Origin of the sequence: Pelotomaculum propionicicum (assembly GCF_004369225.1) — a bacterium.
GTDB classification, from domain to species: Bacteria; Bacillota; Desulfotomaculia; order Desulfotomaculales; family Pelotomaculaceae; genus Pelotomaculum_B; species Pelotomaculum_B propionicicum.
In genome coordinates this window covers 32,680-54,847 of the sequence record NZ_QFFZ01000007.1, presented here as the reverse complement: position 1 = coordinate 54,847, position 22,168 = coordinate 32,680, and the positions used below count along the sequence as shown (strand labels likewise).

Here is a 22,168-nt window from a genome sequence, read left to right as displayed (position 1 = left end):
ATGATGAGAGGGGATAAGCAATGCCTCTGATTAAAACCAATGAAGCAAAATGCCGTGACTGTTACAAGTGTGTACGTTCATGTCCTCTCAAAGCAATCTGTATAAATTCCGGGCCTAATAATATCCAGACTCATGCTCAGGTCATAGATGAGATATGTGTCCAGTGCGGCCATTGTACTGTAATTTGCCCGCAAAAAGCCAAGGTGGTCAAAAGCAGCCTGGAGGAAATAAAAAACCTCCTGGCCAATAAATCCATTCGAGTTGTCGCCAGTGTCGCTCCTTCTTACCCGGTCCATCTACCGCTGCCCAACCCTCAGGTATTACCGTCTTTATTAAAGGAGCTTGGATTCTTCTCTGTTGAACTGACAGCCGTGGGAGCTGAGCTGATTTCCCTTGAGCATCACCATATTACAACACCCGTGCCGGTAATCTCCAGCGCCTGCCCCGCTGTGGTCAATCTGATTGAGCTTCACTACCCGCACCTTGTTCCTTATTTATCGCCCTTAGTTTCACCGTTGATCGCGCACGGCAGGCTGCTAAAACAGCAATCTCCCGGCTGCGTGGTGGTTTTTATCGGCCCCTGTATCGCCAAAAAAGGTGAGATTATGCTTGATAAAGTAAAGGGTGCGGTTGACTATGTCCTGACGTTCAAAGAAATCTGGGAATGGATAGAACAAGAGGAAATCGATCTGAGCCAAATTCAGCCATCCGACTACGACGGCTACATCCCGGATAAAGCCAACCTGTTCCCGACTGAAGGGGGTCAGCTGCTGGCGACTTCCCTTAGTACCAATATCATAGACGGCTGTGTACAAACCGTTACCGGACTGCAAAACTGCATGGATCTCCTTAAAAATTTTTGCAATCTTGATGAAAAACAAAGGCCTAAATTTGTGGAAATGCTGGCCTGCAACGGCGGGTGTCTGGGAGGTCCTTGCGGAGTTACAAAATACGATACGTACTCTAAAAAGCATGAATTACTTGGTTTTTATAGACGCGGCGAGCACTATATAAAGAAAAAGCGGGACGCGGTGCCCAGGCCGACTCTTCCATCCCAGGACCTGGTCCGTAAATTTGAAAAAAGAAAAGTTAAAATGCCGATGCCGGACGAAGAACAAATTAAGAACATCCTGGCCCAAAGCGGCAAGTATACTCCTGAAGACGAATTAAACTGCGGGGCCTGCGGCTTCGGCTCCTGCCGGGAAAAGGCGGTGGCTGTGTTCCAGGGCCACGCCGAGCCGCAAATGTGCATTCCCTACATGAGAAAAAGGGCTGAATCCATATCCAACCAGGTTCTTAACGCCATGCCGAACGCGGTTATCATTGCTGATGAAGAACTGACGATTACCGAGATAAATCCCGCTACAGTGAAAATGTTCGGGCACCAGAGCAAATTACTGATTGGCCAGAAGCTTGAAAAATTAATTGATCCAAAAGAATTCCGGCGGGTCTTAAAGGAAAAGAAAGCCTCAATCACGGAGCTTTGCAAGCTTGACAACGGAATTATCACCCGTCAGATCATTTTCCCGCTGGAAAATATGGTGGTTGGTATATTCATAGACATAACCAAAGAGGTGCAGCAGCAAAACGAGCTTCTGAATGTAAAATCCCAGACTATAGACCGCGCCCAGGAGGTTATTAAAAAACAGATGACTGTCGCCCAGGAAATAGCGGGTTTATTGGGGGAAACAACCGCGGAAACCAAGACCCTACTCAACCAGTTAATCAAGCTCATGAAAGAATAAAAACCAGGGAAAGGACTATATAAAACAATGTCAGTCTATATCGATATAGGATATTCCCAGCTGAATAAAAAGGGCGAGGAACTGTGTGGAGATACAATAGAAGTATTACGCACCGCCGACTCCCTGATCATTGTTTTATCCGACGGGCTTGGCAGCGGTGTGAAAGCCAACATCCTTTCCCGGATCACCGCCAAAACTGCCGCCACAATGCTGAAAATGGGCGGCCAGATCGATGATGTCATTGAGACCATGATTGAAACCTTACCGGTCTGCAAGGTGAGAAACCTTGCCTACAGCACCTTTTCCATACTCCAGATTTTTGACGACGGGCGCGCCTATCTGGTGGAGTTTGACAGCCCTCCGGCTTACTGGGGATATGGCAACACCCTGCTGTATCTTAAAAGGGAGGAACGGCAGGTTGGCGACAAAGTGATCAGGGAAGCCCATTTTGAGCTAAAAGAAGGCCACTGGCTGGTGCTGGTAAGTGATGGCGTCCTTCACGCGGGGATCGGGGGTGTCTGGAACCTCGGCTGGGGTGAGGAACAAATCGGCAATTATATAAGAACAAACGCGCCGGGCGAATACAATCCCACTAGTTGGGCTGAAAAAATCACTGCGATATGCAATAAATTTTACTGCGGAGAACCGGGTGACGACGCCAGCGTCGTGATTGTCAGGCTCAGGAAGGTCAGAAAACTGACCGCTTTAATCGGCCCGCCCCGGAACCGGGACGAAGACGCGCTGGTTGTGAGAAACCTGATGGGATCTGAGGGGGTAAAAGTTGTATGTGGAGGCACTACCAGCCAGCTGGTAGGCCGTGTACTGCAAAGGGATGTGCACGTGTGTATGGACATGCTGTCCGATCTTGTGCCCCCTACCGGTGAAATCAGGGGAATTGACCTGGTTACCGAAGGAGCGGTCACTCTTTACTACACCCTGCAGTACCTTAAAGACGACCCTGAAAAACTGGAAAACACAAATGACGGTGCGAGCAGGTTTACCAAAGCGCTGCTCAGGGCTGACGAAGTTAGTTTCATTGTGGGACTGGCGATCAACCCGGTTGTCCACGATCCTGATTTCCCGGTGGCCTTTGCCTTAAAACACCAGACTGTCAGGGACATCGCTGAAACTCTGGAGCGAATGGGCAAAAAAGTTACGGTAGAATATCACTAGGAGGCGTTTTATCTATATTTCTCGACGGTCTGTAGGTACAGCCTTTCAATTTTTTATTCGGGGCTGTTGGCTGCCGCGCTTGATCCGGCCACGTAGCCGGATGACCAGGCCCACTGCAGGTTGTAGCCACCACAGTCGCCGTCAATATCGACAATCTCTCCGGCGAAATAAAGGCCGGGCACAATCCTGGACTCCATGGTTTGCCCGTATATATCCTTAACATCCACACCGCCGGCGGTTACCTGGGCCGCCGGCCAGGAAGTCGTCCCTTTAACCGCAAACCGCCAGTCCCGCAGGATACGCGCAATACTGGCCCTTTCCCCCGCGCTGACCTGGCCGGCCGGTTTTTTCAGGTCCGCCACGCCTGCTTCCTTAAGCACCACTGGAATGAGCTTTTTATTGATAAAACCAACGAAACTGAAATCCAGTTCCTTTTGCGGCCCCCGGCGAAACCTTTCATTTAAAAACTTCTCTAGATCAGCCGCTTCCATTTCTGTAACCAGAGTCAGCTTAAGCCATACCCCTTCGCCCCTCTGTAAATATTCTCCGGCTTTGCGGCTCAGGCACAGGATCGGAGGGCCGGATGCGCCATACTCGGTAAACAGTATTTCACCAGCCGCCTTTTGCACTGTTTTATTATCAAAAATGATCGCCGCCTCACCTTCAAATTTGACTCCCTGCACCTGCTTTAGAAATTTTGCGGCCAGCTTCAACTGCACCAGGGCCGGGAAAGGTTCTACAATACTGTGTCCCAGGTTTTGTGCCAGCGCGTAGCCGCTCCCGTTGGAGCCAAGGTTGGGCGCGGCCTTGCCGCCGGCGGCAAGGATGACCCGGCCGGCTTTAAATTTCCTGCCGTCCGCCAGCAAAATGTCAAAACCCCGCCTGCTTCTTTGGATATCCTTTACCGTTGCTTCGCAAAAAACATTGACCCCGGTTTTTTCAAGTTCGTAACGCAGGACATCCAATACACTGGAAGCCTGGTTGGAAACAGGAAAAACCTTTCCCGCTTCTTCAACTTTGTGGGCTATACCAAGATCCTCAAAAAAATCAATAGTCTTTTTAAAGTCAAACCTGCTCAGGGCGGCACGGGCAAAATCCGGATTCTTACCATGGTAGCAGGATATGTCCAGATTGACATTGGTCAGGTTGCACCTGCCGTTGCCAGTGGCGAGAATTTTTTTGCCTACCCTTTGATTTTTTTCCAGAATAGTCACATCAGCGCCTTTATACCTGGCGGCTATGGCGGCAACCAGGCCGGCGGCGCCCCCGCCTATCACCACAACTTTGACTGGAGAGCTTTCCGACATATTAAATCTCCTCAAATGGGGTGTATTTGGACGCGATTGCTTCGGCGGCTTTGATCCCGTCCACCGCTGAAGAAATAATACCGCCCGCATACCCCGCCCCTTCACCCGCCGGGTAAAGGCCGCCGACTGAGGCCTCAAAATCCACATCCCTCAAAATCCGCACGGGTGAGGAGGACCTGGTTTCAACTCCGGTCATTACCGCGTCAGGCAGCGCAAAACCGCGCAGTTTGGCTTCCATCTGAGGAATCGCTTCTCTGATTGCCGCGACAACGTATTCAGGCAGGCAGCCCTTCAGGTCCGCAGGCCGCACGCCTATCTGGTAAGAAGGAAGCACAGACCCGATACAGGTTGAAGGCTTGTCTGCCAGAAAATCACCCAGTAGCTGGACCGGTGCCTTAAAGTCACCACCGCCCAGTTCAAAAGCTTTTCTTTCCCAATTTCTCTGAAAGTCAACACCTGCCAATGGGTGGTCACTGCCGAAATCCGCCGGGGTTACCCCCACCAACAAGGCGCTGTTGGCATTCTGTGCGGCACGGGCATAAAAACTCATCCCATTGGTAACCACACCGCCTTCCTCCGAGGCAGCCGGCACCACCACACCGCCGGGGCACATGCAGAAAGTGTAGGCGGACCTGCCGTTGGAAGCATGATAAGCCAGTTTATAGTCCGCTGAACCCAGCTTTCCATGACCGGCATATTTTTTATACTGTGCCTGATCAATTAGCTTTTGCGGGTGTTCGACCCTGACCCCGACTGAAAAAGGTTTGGGCTCCATCCTAACACCCCTGGCGTAAAGCAGCTCAAAGGTATCGCGGGCGCTGTGCCCGGGCGCCAGCAAAAGGACACCGGTGTCCAGCAGCTCAGTATCGTTTATGACAATGCCTGCAACCTTATTATCATTGATAATTATATCGGAGACTTTGCTGTTGAACCTGACCTCTCCCCCGAGGCTGCAGATTTTCCGGCGCAGGTTTTTGACTACAAGGCGCAGGTTGTCCGTACCTACGTGCGGTTTGTTGATGTACAGAATCTCCTCAGGGGCTCCGGCCAGGACCATTTCTTCCAGCACTTTGCGGCAGCGCGGGTCCCGGATCAAGGTGGTCAACTTGCCGTCCGAAAAAGTGCCGGCGCCCCCTTCGCCAAACTGGACATTGCACTCCGGGTCCAGCTGGCCTTTTTTCCAGAATTTCTGAACAGCGCGGGCACGGGCATCCACATCCGCGCCTCTTTCCAGCAGCAGCGGACGGTATCCCATGCTTGACATGATAATACCGGCAAAAAGCCCCGCCGGACCACTGCCGACAATAACCGGCCTGTTTTTCAGCCGGACCGCGCCTGGCCGGACATATTTATATTCCAGGGCAGGTGTAGGCGAAATATCTTTGTCTCTGGTTCTTTTTAAAAATGCATCCTCATTTTTTAAGGCGAAGTCAACTGTGTAAATAAAATAAACCAAACCGTTCTTTCTGGCATCTACCGATTTTTTAAATATTTTATATCCCAGCAGGTCTGCTCTTTTCACCCTGATTTTTTTGATCAGTTTATCGATCAGACCAGCTTCATCTTCTTCAATAGACATTTTCAGGCCGGAAACCCTCAGCAAAGTGGTCACCTTCCAGATTTCTTTTTATTCAGTAAACAAATTGACAGGATTTACAGGATTAAAAGTAATAGTATTTTTTGAAATTATTGCGTGACTAAAATTAATTTTAAAGAGAACAATAAAGATATGAGGATTAAAAAAATAATTGCGGGTTTTTTAATAAGCCTCGCGGTATTTTTTACGACACCGGTCGCTCCTCTGGAAGCCTTTGAGCATACACACCTGAAATCACATTATAGTTCCCCGGCCAGGGGGCTGACCCTTTCCCGTGAAGAATTCATCCTGCTGGCAAAATTAATTCACGCGGAGGCAAGGGGGGAATCTTTAGCAGGTCAGATTGCGGTCGGAGCGGTGGTTTTTAACCGAATGGAGGACCCGCGGTTTCCCAAAACAATTATAAAGGTTATTTATGAAAAAGACCAGTTTTCACCTGTTGCAGACGGATCTATCAACTCCCCGCCAGGCGCCAAAGCGCTCCTGGCCGCGGAAATGGCCCTTAGCGGGCTGGATCCGACCAACGGGTGCTTATATTTTTACAACCCGGCAACCGCCGAGTCCAGGTGGCTTGACGGTATGCCGCAGGTAATCAGAATCGGCAGCCATGTTTTCTTATTATAGACATGGCTTTATTTTTTTAAAAAAAAACTTCTATCTATATGGGGATGGCCGGCTGGCAGTAACCATTTTTTTTATTGACTCATATTATGGGGTAGACGTGAAATAAAAACATTTTAGTTTTTTCTGTACTTTAACCCCGGCTTTGGCGGTTTTAAACTGCTAAGAAAAAAATATTTAGGAGGTATGAAAATGGACGAAGTTAAAACTGAAGGTGTTGGCGCTTTTGGCAGCTGGGCATTTTTGCTCTTCCTGATCCTGATTCTCCTCATCTTAGGGATCGGCTTTATCTTTGTTTAAGCGGCTATTTAAAAACAACCTGGGAGGTATAGAAAATGGACGAAGTTCAAACTGAAGCTGTGGGCGCCCCGGTTTTTGGCAGCTGGGCTTTTCTTCTCTTTTTGATCCTGATACTCCTTATTTTGGGTATCGGCTTTATTTTCATTTAAACTAATGCCCGAAAAAAATACCCGGCGAGCAGATGGCCTTAAATGAGGCCATCTGCTCTTTTTTGCTGTTTTTTTAACTGAATTGGTATTTAAGTACTGAATGTGCTAGACTACTATTGGATATCAAGTACTAACCAGAGGTGTCTGATAATTTGGCGAATCCTAAAACAAAGCAGGCCAGAGACCGTCTGCTGCACTTTTTAAAGGGACAGGAGCCTGTACCCCTGGAATTGGCATACTCCTGCTGTGATTCTGATTACGAAGCGCTGGCCGGGGCGCTCTCTTCGCTGATAGAAAAGGAAGAGGTATTGTTTGGCCGCACCAAAACCAGGCACGGCTGGCTCATCGGCGCGAGCGGGACAAACCCGCCGGATGGCGTGATCGTCTGGCACACCGATCGCAATCAAATGCGCGGTGTTTTGCCCAAAGTCTTAAAAGAGCTGAAAAAACGTGCCAGGAATGGTGACGTTGGCCTGCCGGACAGCGCTCAGGAAGAAAAACTGAAGATTATTACCGGCCTGCTTAGTGACGGGAAACCGCGCACCATGACTGAAATTGTGGCAGCCACAGGCTTGCAGGACTTGTCTTACTCAGTCTGGCGGAGTCTGAGCAAACTGCCGGACGGCCGCTTCACCCTGCCTGATAGTGAAGGCGCATGGGAGTCTCTTTTTGACTACATCAGGGAAAGACCCCGCCGGCTGGCCGACCTGCTCCGACTTTACCGCAGCCATAAGGAAATCACTGCTAAACTTGCCGCGGCAAACAACCAGGAACTGTTTGTCAGGCTGCCCCGCGGTATGATCACAACCCCTGATTCAACAGCGGGCAGGAAAGAGCTGGCTAAGAACCAACAGATCAAGTTATGGCGCGATACACTGGAATCTCTGCCCTACCCTTTTTTCATACCGGAACAACTGGCCCTGGACCTGGGAGAGTTTCCAAGCCTGGCCGACTGCTATGCCTTAACAGCTGAGTTTGAGGATAAGAAATACTATTGCCTGCGCCGGGACTTCCCCGGTGAGGTCCTGGTCGACCAGCTGGGTGAGATCTCCGGACGGTATTTTGCCCCGCCTCACACCGCCAGCGCCCCGGTTTTCCTCAAAGAACATTCCCTGGGTGAGAGAGAGTCCGCCAGAGTGCTCGGACTGAATGAAGAGACGGTCAAAGACCTGGTCAGTTCCGGGGAACTTGACCACTTTACACTTGATGAAAGAATACGCCTATGGCGGTCTGATCTTGAAGAACTGAAAAGGGACAGGGACAAGCTGCGCAGGCTGGTCGGTGAATATGAAAAACTGGGGGTAAACGACACAGCTTCCCTGCTTGGTATTACCTCCAGCCAGGTGCGCCGGCTGGTAGAAGAGGGCAGCCTTGCCCCCGCCGACAATAACCAGGCTGCTGAAGACACCGTCACTGACCTCATTTTTAAAAGAAGTGACGTGGAAAAAATGCGCGCCCAGCTGCCGGCTGCCCTATCCCGCTGGGCCGCTCCAGAAGAGCAGGCCCGCAGGCACAAAGAATTGCCGGCAGATGGTGAGCCCCGCACCAAAAAAAGACCCCTGCGCAAAAAAGAAACCAGCCCGCCGGAACAAAAGCTGGTCCTGGATGATTTTCAAATTGAGGCATCGGACGCCCTGCGGGAAGGGCTTTCAGTCCTGGTTTCCGCGCCCACCGGTAACGGGAAAACCCTGGTGGCGGAAATGCTGGCTAAAGACGTGATGGCGCAGGGGCTGGGCATGGTCTACACTTCTCCCTTAAAAGCGCTTTCCAACCAAAAGTACAGGGATTTCAGGGAGCTGTTCGGAGAAGAGTCGGTAGGGCTGGTAACCGGGGACATCAGCATCAACCCGGGGGCGCCGATGCTGATTATGACTACGGAAATATTCAGGAACTGGTGTCTAAGCGAGCCCGACCAGCTGGCCAGGACCTCCTACGTGGTTTTTGATGAAATTCACTACCTTGACGACGCGGAGCGCGGCACAACTTGGGAAGAGAGCATTTTGTTCGCGCCGCCCCACATGAAGATCCTGGGCCTTTCCGCAACCGTGCCCAATGTGGATGAAATGGCTGACTGGATCAGCTCTGTGCGCGGCGGGAATGTGGTAGTTATCTTAGAAAAAAGGAGAAGTGTCCCCCTCGCTGTCCGCTGGCTGCTGCCCAGCGGGCGGATCGTCCCGGAAAAAGAAGCCCGGGGTGAAATACTGGATTTGGCGGAAGCATTCAAGCGCGGCAAAAGGTACTGGGTGGAGTATGACAAAAATGTTGAACTGCCCGAGGTATCCTGCAGTGAAATAATCGGGCTGATCCAGGACAAGCTGCCCGCCCTGTTTTTTGTGTTCAGCCGCGGGCGTACTGAAATTCTGGCCCAGGAACTGGGCCGCGACTGGGACTTTCTCAACGCCAGAGAGAAAAGCGCTGTAAGCAGTCAAATCAAGGAAGCTGAAGCACTGCACCCGGGCACTTTCAGCGGTCCGGGCTGGCGCGGCCTGCGGCGCCTCCTGCTCCAGGGCATCGCTTACCACCATGCCGGACTATTGCCGCCTATAAAATACCTGGTGGAAAAACTATACTCCAGCCGGCAGCTCTGGGTGGTATTCTGCACTGAGACATTCGCGGCCGGAGTAAACTTCCCGGCAGCCAGCGCCATCTTTGACTCTACCAGAAAATGGGACGGGTATGACTTTCGCATCCTGCAAAACAGGGAGTTTTTCCAGATCGCAGGCCGGGCCGGCAGGCGGGGCTTTGACCAGGTCGGCCATGTATTTATCCGCGTCGACAGCCGCTTTCCTGAACAGACCGGCTTTTTTGAAGAGAAAGAGGTCGAGCCTGTTTCAGGCCGCCTGGCCATTTCACCCAATACTGTACTCAGCCTTTTAAGGTATAAAACTGATGACGAAATCGAATGTTTTCTAAATAATAATTTTAAAATGCACCAGCTTAAAAAGAAAAGGAACAACCTGGAGCAGGAAATAAAAATAGTCTCCGACCGCGTATTAGAAATTGAAGCGACCCTGTGTCCAGAAAACCTGACCTTAGCCTGCCCGCTGGAGCGGATCAAAGCCCGCAGGCAGCTGAAGCGCCTCCGCTGGAAGGGCAGAAAAAAAGAAAAAGATAATCTGCAAAAACAGTTGTCTTCTTTTACACCAAAGCGCTGCCGTGAAACTGAAAGCTGCCGCCTGGCCGCCGACAGCCTGAGACAGGCCAGGAACTACCTGCGGCTTTTAAGGCAGGAATTCAGGGTGGTTTCTGAACAGGCGGACTCGGTTTTCAGGGAATTCCGGGAAGTCAGGGATTTGCTTGAAAAACTGGGCTATGTAAAAGGCAGGGAATTCTATCCCCGCGGCATTTTCGCTTTGGAACTGCACGTGCAGGAAATCCTGGTTACGGAACTGGCCTTTGCCGGCTTAATCGAAGACGCTGAACCGGCGGAAGTGGCGGCTTTCCTGGCCGGAGTGGAATTTGTCCCCGGCCGGAATACCTTCACGGCCAAGCTGGAGCTGCCCGCTTCGCACGAGACACAGGTGATTAAAAGAGAACTGCTGAGCATGGGTGTGCCGGAAAAGTTTTGTGTATGGTCCGGCATACCCGGCCCGCTTGCCTACGCCTGGTATAACGGGGCGACCTTCGCCGAACTGCTGGAGATGTCGTCACTGCAGCCTGGCGACATATTCTCAATCTTCAGAAGGGAGATCGACCTGCTCCGCCAGATTGAAAGGGCGGCGGCGGGGAACACTAACCTGGCGGAGAAAGTACGGGCTATCAGAAACCGTCTTGACCGCGAAGAAATAGCGCTAAGCTTTTAAGAGGCAGGGGATCTGTCCCTGCTCCCCTTTTCAATAAGCGATATGCTGTAGTAACAAGTCGTAGGCCGTAAGCCGTAAGTCGTAAGTAAAATATTTTCAGGGTATAAGCATAGGGTCATAAGGCTATGTGCTTGGGGCAAAAAGACCCGAAAGGAATGCAGGATATACCTACGGCCTACAGCCTACGACCTACGACCTACTACTAAAATGGCTTACGACCTATTACCTATAAGGTGAGGTTATTTCTTATGGCAAACTCTATTTGGGTTTACCGCCTGTTCGATGTGGCCGAGGAAATCAAGCTGGAACAGGTAGAAACAATCCTGGCCCGTGAGCGCCAGACATCCAGGGTGCGGCTTGCCAGGGTCAAGCCGAAATCGGTCCAGTTTAAGAACCCGCCGGTGGCTTTTGAACTGGGTGAGCACACCGTGTCCATCGGCGGGCGAATTTTTAAAACTAATGTTACAGGCAAGGTTTATGACCTGGGGGTAATCGGCATAATTATGCGCTTACCTCTGCCGGAAAACGCTGCTTACGAAGAGATCAGAAACCTGGCCGTCGACCTTTACAATGACGAAAATATTGAATCTTTCTTTGCCGGGATGCTGGACCTAACCCGCAGGACACTTGCAGGCGCACTGGTTAAAGAGGATTACAATGGGTTTATCGAGGATTTTACCGTTTATTATTTCCAGAGGTGGGATCAAAGCTGGGATCCTGTGCCTTTGCTCCTGGCCGAAAGTGAACCGGTGAGTGAACAGGTCCGCCGGGAGACTCTCCGCAACTCCTTTTCTTACGGCCTTGACGACCTGGCCATTATTACCTGGGACTCAGCCCTGATCTATGATGCCACCGGGAGCGCCGATATACCCGACCTGCTCGAATTCGCCAACTCCCAACTGCTGGAGCTGCGCTACTATGACAACCTCCTGACCGGTGAGATGGAGAAAATGTACAACGCCATCGAAGAAGCGGAAAAAACCGCCAGCATCAGGCGCCTGGGCCGCTACCGGCGGATTATGAACCAGCTGACCGAATTAATCGCTGACGTTACTGAAATCACCGAACGCATTGATAATTCACTGAAAGTAACCGAAGACGTATTCTATGCCCGCATCTACGGGACCGCCCTCTCCATCTTCCGCACCAGGGCCTGGGAAGAAAGCATAAACAGAAAAATCAACATCATCACCCAGAGCTACACCATGCTCAGCAACCGTATCATCAACCAGCGCTCCGAGCTCCTTGAACTGACGATCATTGTCCTGATCCTGCTGGAAGTGGTGCTCGGCGTGCTGGGAGTCATGAAGTAGACTCTAGATACCGGCAAAAGGATCCTGGTTATCAGGCTTTACTTTCTCATCGGGTGGGAATTAAAATCATACTCATTTGTGATTAAATCACCTGTCCGGTGAAACCGGTGCAGTGAATTTCGCATCCCTCCCCAAAAATCTGCAGGTAACGTTTGCAGGCCCGCTCATTCGGGTTCACCACCACAATTTCCCTGTTCTTATCAGGCGCGTTCAACGCCCTTTTAATGGTAGCGATAAAAGAGGTATCGGCGGCCTCCAGAGAATAGCCGATAATGACCAGCCGGTCGGAGTGGCTTATCGCGCCTACCGCCCCGTCCCAAATGTTTTGCAGCCTGCTTATCTTATAAGATTTATAAAGGGTCGGAGCTATGATAATGGCCTGGGAGTTTTCCCCCCCGCAGTAGGGGCAGGTAATGTTATTGCCGCTGCCGAACAGGAGGTGGGCCACTTTTTCCTCATGCTCCGATATTTCCCCGCAGAGCGGGCAAAAAGACCAGTTGAGCGAGCCGTGCAGCTTATACAGGGGAATTTTTTTACGTGATGCGAGGTGGTCGCCGTGACTGCCGTAAAAGCCGTACTCCAGAGCGTAGCCCGCCCCGCGCAGCGCCTTGTCCAGGACTATGTCATAATTAAGCGAGATAAAAGTAGGCGGCTCTTTTCCTTTACCCAGCACTCCCGTAACGAATGAATGATGTATCCCCTCCTGCGGCGGCAGTGACCTGTCCAGGGTCATGCTGATCAGTTTTACCAGCGCATTTTTTAAATGGAACAGCCTTGGCCTGGAGAAACGCCTGGAGAAAGCCTGGTTGTGCAGCAGATACCAATCAACGATATTAAATATTTCATCTATGCCCGGGTAGCGGTCCAAATCCTCGCCTGAACTGATTTTTGTCCTTTGACCGTAAAAATGCTCAAGAAAATCCCATACAATATCAAGATCGGTTTCATTGCGTTCTTCTTTAAAATAGCGGTAAGCCACCCGCAGAAAATTGCGCACCACCGGCGCCCCTTCCGCGGCGGAAGCTCCGGCGCCGAGAATGTAGACTGTTTTCACCACACATCAGCCTCCGAGAAAAGATGTCAATTCCCTGGTAACCTCGTCCAGGGTAACCGCCCTCGCTTCAGCTTCCGATATAGGTCGGCCGAAAGGAAAGGCTTCCTCCTTGCCTCTTTCACTGGTTTTACCGGGCAGCCCCCTTCCTTCCTCAAACCACTTCCTGGCAATATGGTAGGGAGTGTGAAAACAGAAACGGTGCTCACCATATTCCACTTTGAATTCGAACAGGCTGTAATAATCATTTTCTTTCCTGCACTGCGGGCAGCCATCATAAATACTTTTATACTTGCTGTAGTCCAGTCCCATGTTTTTGGCTTTTGACCGGCAGGCGGCGCAAAGGTACACTCTGGGGCCGCCTTTTATAAAAGAAACCTCCAGACCATTTTCCGGTGTATAATCAAGCAGGAATTTCCTGATCACTTTTTCTTTTAAATCATAAAGGTATTCTTCCCCGCCTTTGGCGAAATGGTTTAAATGATATAAGAAATAAGAAGCCCGCAGCAGCGCCGCAGTTTTTTCAGGATAACTCTCCAGGGAAAGCAGGAAATTGTTTTTAATATCCCCGTGCCGGAGCGTCTTTTTCACCGCCGCCAGCCTCATAAAAGCGGCTTTCCTCGCCCCCAGGCGGCTGTCTTCCTCATTCTGCCACTTTCTTTTAAACCCGGGCATTTGGGGCAGCAGGTCCTGCACCTCGGCCTGATCAAAATAATAATCTTCCCCAGTTTTATAAAGCTTCCTTTCCTTTACTTCCAGCAGACCCTCGCGGACCAGGCGGCGCACCGCGGCCGGGGTGATGCCCAGAGCCTCACCCACCTCGGCGGTTGACAAGTATTTTCCCGTTGCATCCAACGGTGCTCCTCCTTCCAGGGGAAAAACTGTCCTGCGCTTATTTTATCATTAATAAAGGATGATAAACATAGCACATTATACCTTGATTTTAAGGCTTAACAGGTATTAATAAAACCTTTTACAGCAATCTTACTGCAATGAACTTTTTACATTTATAATTTTGCTGAATTGCCAAGAGACCCTGGCTTAATTTAGAGATTGCAACCTCTAACATAAGCATCTCAAGTTGTAATTATTCTGGCATATCCTAATATTTGTCCCAATATTTCTTGTCCTTGGGGAAGATATCCATATAAAAGTTTACTGTTCAAAAATAACTTAAACGACATGTTTTGTTTGAAGATCAATCAAGCCAGGCACATGAGCCTGGCTTTAAATATGTCCTATGGATTTCATTCAAGACAAAATAGTAATTTTTTTTGCTTATGAAATTATGGTAACAGCTTGATTTACCTTAATAGTTTTTCTATCTTTTATGCCATTTGTCTCTCAATCCCCACAAATCTTAAGTATTATTGGAATCACTAGAGCTCGTCACCCCAAACCGCTTCAAAGACTCCGGTTATATCGCGTACAATCTTGCCTTCCTTGAGCAGCAGGGCTGCCGGTGTCCCTGTCACGTTGTACCGCCGGGCGATCCTTTTCTTCCTCGACATGTCCACTTTAACCAGCTTTACTTTGTTCCCGCTCTCCACCACTGTCTGCTCCAGCCTGGCTACCACGTCTATGCTTGCTTCATCCGCCGGGCTCCAGAAGGCCAGCAGCACAGGCTTGTCCGCGTTCAACACGTTCTCTTTGAAGTCGTCTTCTTCGGCAAGGTATCTCTCTACTGTCACTGCCGCCACGGCGCCGTCACTGGCCGCGGTCACCACCTGGCGCAGGTATTTTACCCTGGCGTCTCCCGCAGCGCACACGCCGTCGACATTGGTCTCCATCATCTCGTTGGTTGGAATGTAGCCTCGCTCGTCTAACTCTACTTTGCCTTGCAAGAATTCTGTCTCGGGCACCATGCCCACGTAGATGAAGACTCCTTCGGCTTTTACTTCTGTGTGCTCTCCGGTCTTCAGGTTTTTGACCACTACCGCCTCGACGTTTTCCCGGCCTTTGATTTCGGCCAGTACGGAGTTCCAGACGAATTCTATCTTGGGGTTATTGAAGGCTTTTTCGGCGCTGGCCTTGTTGCAGTCCACGATTCCTTCGTCGTGGATGACGATCACGATAACCTTGCTGGCGTACTTGGTGATGTAGACGGCTTCTTCTATGGCGGCGTCTCCGTTGCCGACGACCACCACGGTCAAATCTTCGTAGAATTCGGCGTCGCAGGTGGCGCAGTAGGACACGCCGCTGCCTCTCAGCTTTTTCTCGCCCGGTATGTTAAGCAGGCGGGGCTGGGAGCCAGGGGCCAGGATCACCGCTCTGGCCTGGTACTGGTCACCTTTTTTTGTTTTGACTGTTTTTATTTCTCCGTCCAGTTCTACTTCTGTTATTTGACCTTTGATTATTTCAGCGCCGAATTCTTTGGCGTGGCTGGCCATGGTTTTCATTAAATCGGGGCCTGTGGTGGATTTAAAGCCGGGGTAGTTGACCATCTCCCTGGTGGTGAAGGCCATGCCGCCTACGGCGCCTTTTTCCAGGATGGCTGTTTTGAGTTTGGCTCTTGCTCCGTAGATACCGGCGGCGAGGCCGGCGGGGCCTCCGCCGAGTATTAGCAGATCGTATACTGACATTAACTAATCACCTCAATGATGAATATGTTTTTACAGTAATTCTTCAATCTTTTCTTCCAACTGTTCTTCCTCGACTTTACCGGCGAGCTTGTATTGATACTCACCGTCTTTAAAGAACAGCAACTGCGGCACTCCTCGAAGTGAGAATCTGTTGTATAAGTCTTTCTGTTCTTCCACATCAACGTGGTAAAATCCCAATTTATCTTTGTACTTCTCTGCCGTCTCTTCTACCATGGGCACCACTTCGGCGCACACGTGACAGGTTTTCCGGCTGAATACCACCAGGCAGTTCTCGCAGTTGTCGTATACTATTTCTTCGAAGGTGACCGCGTTCAGGTTTTTGAGTTCCATTGTTGTTGCCTCCGTTATATATTTTTCTTGATACCAGAATGTAAATATAACACGTTATTTTATTGAAAAATTGACTCCCCCAAAGTGTATAAAGCCTGTTGGAGGAGTTAATGTTTAGCTAATTTGCTAAGTAAGAATAGATTCAAATATCTTCTAAAAAACAAGTTCAACTCCTGGCGAGAAATGGGCCGGCAGCCGATCTCCCGCCAGGATAGGTACAGGGTATAGTTATTACTCCCGGGTTCTATAATCTTTAACTTGCCGTGCTCTCACCTGGGAGGATTTAATTTTTCCAAAGGAACAGTAGCTGTTTTATCTCCCAAGAATATCACTATTATGGCAGGAACGATATAGATCAAGCCATTAACAAAGTTAATACCAAAGTAACCATACGCCTGGTAGATCATAGGTACTGTAAATAAGGTGAATGACGCGATTAATCTGCCTGAACCGAATAATATGCCGGTAGCACTGGTTCTAACATGCGTTGGAAAGGATTCCGCCAGATAGGTCCAAGTCAGCGTCATTGCTGCCGAAACAAAAAGCCCTTTGACTAATAGCATAATTGATATCGGAAGCACAGTTTTAAACATACCCTGTATGATAAATAAACAACCATAAATAATAAATAAGGCAACAAGTGGAGTTTTTCTTCCTCCTTTGTCTGAAACAAATGCGACTAAGTAATCACCTACTGGATTTAATAATAATTGACATATCGCGAGATTTAGAACTACCGCCTGAGCAAATCCCATTTGGGTATGCACTGTCGGGTAAAAGTTCGATAGATAGAATGAACCCAGGGTAGCACCAAAAACAACCATAAACAACGTAAAAGTCCTTTTAATATAGCCCCTGCTAAACATAATCTTGAATGTTGATAAATAACCGGAATCCTTATTCTTACCTAGTTCAGCAGCATTTTCAGGAAGTTTGGCACCGGGCACGATTTCATCCAACAACTTTGCCGCATCATCAAAGCGTCCTTTAGCAACAAGCCAGCGAGGGGATTCTTTTAGCCATGATGCGCCAACAATAACCAAAACTATCCCTAATGCGCCTAATATAAAGACATACCTCCAGGAATCAAAAGAAAGAGGAATCATTATTTTAGCAAATATTGAACTTATGGGCATACCTGTCACCCCAACAGCGATGGTTAAAGCCTGGTACTTGCCTCTGAATTCAGACGGCATCATTTCAGATATATAGGCCATTGCTATGGTAACCATACCGATTGTGCCGAACCCTGTCAGAGTGCGCATAACCAAAAATATGTTATACTGAGAAAACAAAGCGTTTAACAGTGAAGATAGGGAAAATATAAGGATACATGTAAGCAGCCCTTTCTTACGCCCAATTTTATCAGCAAGCCACCCGCCAAATATTGCCCCAAGGAACATACCAAACATATTGAATGAATTAACATTGGCAACCTGTTGCATCGTCCAACCATAGTTCTTGATCAGAACCGGAGCTACAAAACCAAAGTTGATGACATCCATTTGATCAAACACATAGGCAATGGCTGCAATAATTAGAAATCTTTTTTGAATTAAACTGATTTTATAGCCATCAAAGAATGCCTTGCTTCCTACGGGGATTGGGGAATTTCCTGACATAGGTTACATACCTCCAATACTTTTTTCTTTCATATTCCTTCTAGATTGTCCTTTTGTCCCCGGAATACTAATTAGTGAAATATTATACTAAATTAGGCGCAATATAAGTAATACTCCAAATCTTTTATTTCTCATATCATTCTTCATTACCGGAGAGAAATTAGTATATTTCTCTCCGGTAACTCTGATAATAATGTAGGTCACGTTTAGAATTCTTCAGAAAGAATCTGATATACCGGCGCCCCTTCACATTGTGCGGGCATTCTCACACCGCCTAACACCGCGATCGTCGGTGCAAAGTCTACCTGGCGGATGATACGGTCTGTTTTGAAGCCTTTTTTTAAGCCCGGGCCCGCACCAATGAAAATCGGTGAAACTGAAGTATCCCCATAGCCCAGGGTGGTTGACAGACAATCGAAATGGTCATAATTGTAACCTTCCGCAGTCCAATATATGATATCGCCGCTCTCAGGACCGCCCATACCCAGCAGAAGAGCATCTTTGTTTCTTAATGCCACAGCTATAACTCTATGCCCTGTCTTTTTGTCTTTGTAACCATAAAGTGCGGTCATGATTTCTTCTTCAACCTCATATTGGTCTTTTGGATCAATGATGCCATATTTATCTCTGCCTTTGATGTTTAAGTAAATATGGTTAGCGCGGTTGGCGATAGCCTTGGTGTTCGCCCAGTCAATTTCAGGCAATTCATTGCCGGCGGCATCCTTCTTCAATGCGGTAAAGCCCAATTCTTGCATGACCCGCACATTAACACCCAGCATATCACCGATGAAATGAGGGCCGTGCTCGGGACAAACGGCAGCGTGGTCAGAAATAACGAATATTGTCCAGTTTTTATCTAACAGATGTAGAAATTCCGCGATGTATTCATCGGTCTGCACATAGACGTCTTCAACGAATTTAGCATAATCTGCTTCCGACAGCTTGGCATTTCCCTTCATGTGTTTAACAATCATGTGCGACTGGAGGTCAATGTTATGAAAATGTGAGAAAACAACATCGTAATTTTCTTTTTCAATCAGCAGGTTCATCGCAGCCGCCTGCCAATCCTTGGAGGAATCCCAATTGGCTTTCATACATTTGCTTATTAACGCTTTGTCTGCGCCGCCCACCATAGAAGTCGGTGTCGGGTAGCCCACATTTTCTGTAACCAGTTTATAAAGATATCTGGGATGCCATACGCTGTCTTCAGCAATATTCATAGCGGCGGAAATCCACATTTTCAGATATGTTCCATCTTCAGCAATTTCCAAAACCCGCATATTACGATTGACAATATAATGAATGTCATCTTTAATGGATTCATCAATGATTTCTCTGGTAAAAACATCATTATCTAAGACTACAACCGGTGTGTCTTCTTTCTTGGACTTATAAATTGCAACTTTATCGTAAATTCCCTGGGAATTTTTCAAAATCAAACTTGGCCGGCGAATCAATCCGCCTGAAAACAAAACTGTAAATTCTTTGGCATCCGCCGGTGCGGCAACCCAGCCCTTTGCGTCTTTAATTGGCGATAATACCACATCAAATGGTGTATCTGACAGACCCATTTCGCCGTCAGTTTCCTTTAGAATCAGGTGGCGTTGAGAGAGTAATTTAACTTCTTCACTCATTGGCATAAAGTCAGAACCGGGTTTCAAGTCTGTAATAACACATGGCACATTTGCATCAGTAGCGGCTTTAGCCCTAAAATGCACCGCTTCCGTCTTATCACTGGCCACGAGCACAATTTCGCCCTCAACCTGCGCGGAAGCCATATTCGGAGCGCCAGGGCTGGTACCGTCAACTACATGCAGATTAGGGTTTTGAGAGCTTGGCGGCCAAGAACTGCCGGGCCAATGCCATACTAATGTCTTTTTGCCGGCTTCAGCAAAAACATTCCATAATTGCTCGGCCTTACAAAGTCTTGAATCTAAGGCATATTCCATAACATCTAAATCTTCTTTCGACTGTTTATGGAAACATGTAATTCCGTGGGTAACCGGATATGCCCCAGTTGCTAATGTTGTCCACATCGGTGGCGTTCCCGTTGGCTGACCGCCTAACATAACCAAATCTTCACGCTGTGCACCAAGATCAATTAGTTTTTTTAGGTTTGGCATTAAACCCTTATTAACATATTTAACCGTTAACCGGGGGTCCAAACCATCCACACCTAAAATCAGAATTTTGTCAGTTAAAGCCTTTCTCATAGTCTAAAATCTCCTTTACTTTCTTAATAAATAATACCCTGTAAAACCTCATGCACCACCTCGGCTAAAAGTCTTTTATGTTTTCTTAATGCTAACATAAACAATGCTTGGTATTGAAACAGTATTATTTCTACTAATAGGCAGTTTAACAACAACTAATAGTTGTGCGTACTACCAAAAGAGAATGCCATGGGACGGATATCCTTGACAGTAGGAGAAGATATGGTAGGACATGCCACAGAATCATATTATGGCAAAAGCTGCAGGCATGTGTGATAAAAGGAAGTGAAGATTTCACATGTGGGTGCTGACGGAAAGTAGGTACTATCGCTAAGATTTTCTGATTGCTAGTTGGTGAGTTACCGTGTTACCATACTTATGTGGACACCCTCCTTTATATTTGATGGTTGTTTTGTATCATTACCAATTACCAACATGGTGTTCCTCTCTTTCCCTAAACATTTTATTTGGCTTTGGTATCTCAACCCTTGTCTTAATTGTTTACCGGTTTCCGCTTACTGGATCCAAGTTGAATTTGGGGGTGTTAAAGTGCGCTTGGAACAGTTGGAGATTTTTGTTGAAGTCTCAAATTCAAACTCTATGAGTATGGCAGGGGAAAAACTGCATATTTCTCAGCAAGCTATTAGCAAATCGATTAAAAGTTTAGAAACAGAATTAAATACACAGTTATTTAAAAGAACAAAAAGCGGGATTTTTTTGACATCGACCGGTGAGAATATCTACCAGGATGTCAAACGCATCATTGAAATTTATAATAACATAAAACAACGCACTAATATTCAACCGGAATCTCATGAAATAAACCTTAGCGGTACATTAAGCATTTACATTCCTATACCTTTGAGCCCCCTGATTACAAAACTTACTCAGATAATTGCACAGGCTCACCCCCATATAAAATTTTCTCTTATAGAACAATATCCTAAAGATCTAAATGATAGCGCTCAAGACATCAGCGATGAGATATGTATTCGCACCGTTTTATCCAACCAAATACAATATGTTATAAATAAAAGTACCAACTGTAATATCTATCTATTAAAAGAAGAGAAGATACATTTGTATGCACATAAAAAATCACTAATAGCCAGAAAAAAGCAAATCAGCCTAAAAGATTTAAATAATATACCGGTAGTATACCATATCTCACCAATAACCAAAAAATGTTTTATCTCGGACCTGTTTGAACTTAATGGTATTCCTTTTAATCCAATACTAAGTTCAACCCAGTTTAATCATTGTATTTCATACTTAAAAAGCAACAAGGCCTGTTACTTTTCATCCCCAATAGCAATGGATTTATTGGATATTGAAAAGGATGTTGTTGCTATTCCCTTAAAAGGCAATTATACATGGTGCCACATTATGCTCACTGCAAAAGAACCAAACCTTTCAAATGAGGCGCGAGTATTTATCAATGTAACGCAGGAACATTTTCATGACTCCTTTTGCCAAATTTCTGATTAAATATAAAATCAATGCTCCCCGACGGCCCGACCTTCAGATCTTCTACCGCCCAGAGCCGGACATCGCTGCCGATCGGGCCGTTCAAACTTATAGCTCCGCCTGAACCCAGTACCTGGCGTCCGATCACACCGGACAATGCAGCGCTGCCTGCAAAGAGCAGGAGATCCTTGTTTACGCTGGAGCGTTCCGACAGCCTGACTTCGCTGGCAAACCCTGTGAAACTCTGCCCCACTTTACCTCTATAGTCAATATCAGCCCCCGCGCAGCGGATATCACCAGTTATTTCCCCGTTAATCCTGACCGACCTGCCTGCGGCAAGCAGGTCTCCGTTTACTTTCCCGTTGATAGTGACGTTTTGCCCGGCCGCAAACACGTCGCCTTCCACGTCTGCGTTCAGCTCCAGGCTTTCGCCCGCCAAAAAGAGCGGTCCCTGTATTTTGCCCTCGGGTATCACGGTCTTGACTTCATATGCTCCGGCAGGCGCGGCCAGGGAAAACACAAAAAGGAAAATCATTACCGGCACGATCAGCTTATAACTGGTTTTAAACACGGGCCTTTCCCCCTTTAAATAATAGATTAATTTCGGAATGTCCTACCGTTTGTCATTGCGAGCGTTAAGCGAAGCAATCTCCGGCTCTTACCCCCGCTTTATACTGTGAGATCGCCACGTCGCTTTCGCTCCTCGCGATGACAGAACGTTCTTTGCAAACCGACTTTCCGAAATCACTCTCATAGTTTAAACTGTTCAGCTCATACTTATCATTTTAGTCTTTACTATCTTAACCGGATGACTTGTTAAAAATTGATATAAAACATTTTACATAATCTTTTATAATGTCATAAAATAGATTCT

General features: G+C 47.8%; 15 protein-coding genes. 6 read left to right on the top strand and 9 right to left on the bottom strand.

All coding sequences use genetic code 11. The features are described from left to right. The first annotated feature begins 20 nt into the window (after positions 1-20). Positions 21-1,745, top strand: a complete 1,725-nt coding sequence (locus Pmgp_RS04975; protein ID WP_134212876.1) for a [Fe-Fe] hydrogenase large subunit C-terminal domain-containing protein — start codon at positions 21-23, stop codon at positions 1,743-1,745. Between the two features lie 27 nt (positions 1,746-1,772). Beyond that, the gene (locus Pmgp_RS04970; RefSeq protein ID WP_134212875.1) at positions 1,773-2,918 is read left to right on the top strand and encodes a SpoIIE family protein phosphatase; all 1,146 of its coding nucleotides are present in this window, start codon (positions 1,773-1,775) and stop codon (positions 2,916-2,918) included. A gap of 53 nt (positions 2,919-2,971) precedes the next feature. Here Pmgp_RS04970 and Pmgp_RS04965 read toward each other — a convergent pair whose 3' ends face one another. After that, on the bottom strand, positions 2,972-4,225 hold the full coding sequence (locus tag Pmgp_RS04965) for a BaiN/RdsA family NAD(P)/FAD-dependent oxidoreductase (RefSeq protein WP_134212874.1): 1,254 nt from the start codon (positions 4,223-4,225) through the stop codon (positions 2,972-2,974). A 1-nt stretch (position 4,226) separates the two neighbouring features. Beyond that, a complete protein-coding gene (locus Pmgp_RS04960; RefSeq protein ID WP_427910013.1) occupies positions 4,227-5,804 on the bottom strand; it encodes an NAD(P)/FAD-dependent oxidoreductase in 1,578 nt (525 codons plus the stop codon). Positions 5,805-5,954: 150 nt separating this feature from the next. Between Pmgp_RS04960 and Pmgp_RS04955 the strand changes: the two genes are divergently transcribed. The 3 genes from Pmgp_RS04955 (at position 5,955) to Pmgp_RS04945 (ending at position 12,008) form a co-directional block, all read left to right on the top strand. Further along, positions 5,955-6,446: a cell wall hydrolase gene (locus Pmgp_RS04955; protein ID WP_134212872.1), complete on the top strand. Its 492-nt coding sequence runs from the start codon at positions 5,955-5,957 to the stop codon at positions 6,444-6,446. 598 nt (positions 6,447-7,044) lie between these two features. Further along, positions 7,045-10,695 (top strand): DEAD/DEAH box helicase, encoded by a 3,651-nt coding sequence (locus tag Pmgp_RS20660; protein WP_134212871.1) that lies wholly within the window; start codon positions 7,045-7,047, stop codon positions 10,693-10,695. A gap of 248 nt (positions 10,696-10,943) precedes the next feature. After that, the gene (locus Pmgp_RS04945; protein ID WP_134212870.1) at positions 10,944-12,008 is read left to right on the top strand and encodes a hypothetical protein; all 1,065 of its coding nucleotides are present in this window, start codon (positions 10,944-10,946) and stop codon (positions 12,006-12,008) included. Positions 12,009-12,090: 82 nt separating this feature from the next. Here the strand turns inward: Pmgp_RS04945 and Pmgp_RS04940 are convergent, their stop codons facing one another. The 6 genes from Pmgp_RS04940 to Pmgp_RS04915 all read right to left on the bottom strand — a co-directional run bounded on the left by Pmgp_RS04940 (position 12,091) and on the right by Pmgp_RS04915 (position 19,827). Further along, positions 12,091-13,065: an SIR2 family protein gene (locus Pmgp_RS04940; protein ID WP_134212869.1), complete on the bottom strand. Its 975-nt coding sequence runs from the start codon at positions 13,063-13,065 to the stop codon at positions 12,091-12,093. 3 nt (positions 13,066-13,068) lie between these two features. After that, a complete protein-coding gene (locus Pmgp_RS04935; RefSeq protein WP_134212868.1) occupies positions 13,069-13,914 on the bottom strand; it encodes a helix-turn-helix domain-containing protein in 846 nt (281 codons plus the stop codon). 524 nt (positions 13,915-14,438) lie between these two features. Next, complete coding sequence (gene trxB, locus Pmgp_RS04930; RefSeq protein ID WP_134212867.1) at positions 14,439-15,641, bottom strand: thioredoxin-disulfide reductase; 1,203 nt, start codon at positions 15,639-15,641, stop codon at positions 14,439-14,441. A 30-nt stretch (positions 15,642-15,671) separates the two neighbouring features. Beyond that, positions 15,672-15,992 (bottom strand): thioredoxin family protein, encoded by a 321-nt coding sequence (locus tag Pmgp_RS04925; RefSeq protein WP_134212866.1) that lies wholly within the window; start codon positions 15,990-15,992, stop codon positions 15,672-15,674. 269 nt (positions 15,993-16,261) lie between these two features. Beyond that, positions 16,262-17,614: an MFS transporter gene (locus Pmgp_RS04920; RefSeq protein WP_134212865.1), complete on the bottom strand. Its 1,353-nt coding sequence runs from the start codon at positions 17,612-17,614 to the stop codon at positions 16,262-16,264. Positions 17,615-17,820: 206 nt separating this feature from the next. Next, on the bottom strand, positions 17,821-19,827 hold the full coding sequence (locus tag Pmgp_RS04915) for an alkaline phosphatase family protein (protein WP_134212864.1): 2,007 nt from the start codon (positions 19,825-19,827) through the stop codon (positions 17,821-17,823). 549 nt (positions 19,828-20,376) lie between these two features. On the opposite strand from Pmgp_RS04915, the gene Pmgp_RS04910 reads away from it, so the two are divergent. Then, positions 20,377-21,315, top strand: a complete 939-nt coding sequence (locus tag Pmgp_RS04910; RefSeq protein ID WP_192902788.1) for a LysR family transcriptional regulator — start codon at positions 20,377-20,379, stop codon at positions 21,313-21,315. Here Pmgp_RS04910 and Pmgp_RS04905 read toward each other — a convergent pair. Then, positions 21,263-21,865, bottom strand: a complete 603-nt coding sequence (locus tag Pmgp_RS04905) for a bactofilin family protein (RefSeq protein WP_134212862.1) — start codon at positions 21,863-21,865, stop codon at positions 21,263-21,265. The two genes, Pmgp_RS04910 and Pmgp_RS04905, sit on opposite strands and share 53 nt — an antisense overlap. Between the last annotated feature and the right edge of the window lie 303 nt (positions 21,866-22,168).

What these genes read in the sequence shown, in the direction of transcription:
- Pmgp_RS04975 (WP_134212876.1), top strand. Translation starts at nt 21, where the DNA reads ATGCCTCTGATTAAAACCAATGAAGCAAAATGCCGTGACTGTTACAAG.
- Pmgp_RS04970 (WP_134212875.1), top strand. Translation starts at nt 1,773, where the DNA reads ATGTCAGTCTATATCGATATAGGATATTCCCAGCTGAATAAAAAGGGC.
- Pmgp_RS04965 (WP_134212874.1), bottom strand. Translation starts at nt 4,225, where the DNA reads ATGTCGGAAAGCTCTCCAGTCAAAGTTGTGGTGATAGGCGGGGGCGCC.
- Pmgp_RS04960 (WP_427910013.1), bottom strand. Translation starts at nt 5,804, where the DNA reads ATGTCTATTGAAGAAGATGAAGCTGGTCTGATCGATAAACTGATCAAA.
- Pmgp_RS04955 (WP_134212872.1), top strand. Translation starts at nt 5,955, where the DNA reads ATGAGGATTAAAAAAATAATTGCGGGTTTTTTAATAAGCCTCGCGGTA.
- Pmgp_RS04945 (WP_134212870.1), top strand. Translation starts at nt 10,944, where the DNA reads ATGGCAAACTCTATTTGGGTTTACCGCCTGTTCGATGTGGCCGAGGAA.
- trxB (WP_134212867.1), bottom strand. Translation starts at nt 15,641, where the DNA reads ATGTCAGTATACGATCTGCTAATACTCGGCGGAGGCCCCGCCGGCCTC.
- Pmgp_RS04925 (WP_134212866.1), bottom strand. Translation starts at nt 15,992, where the DNA reads ATGGAACTCAAAAACCTGAACGCGGTCACCTTCGAAGAAATAGTATAC.
- Pmgp_RS04920 (WP_134212865.1), bottom strand. Translation starts at nt 17,614, where the DNA reads ATGTCAGGAAATTCCCCAATCCCCGTAGGAAGCAAGGCATTCTTTGAT.
- Pmgp_RS04915 (WP_134212864.1), bottom strand. Translation starts at nt 19,827, where the DNA reads ATGAGAAAGGCTTTAACTGACAAAATTCTGATTTTAGGTGTGGATGGT.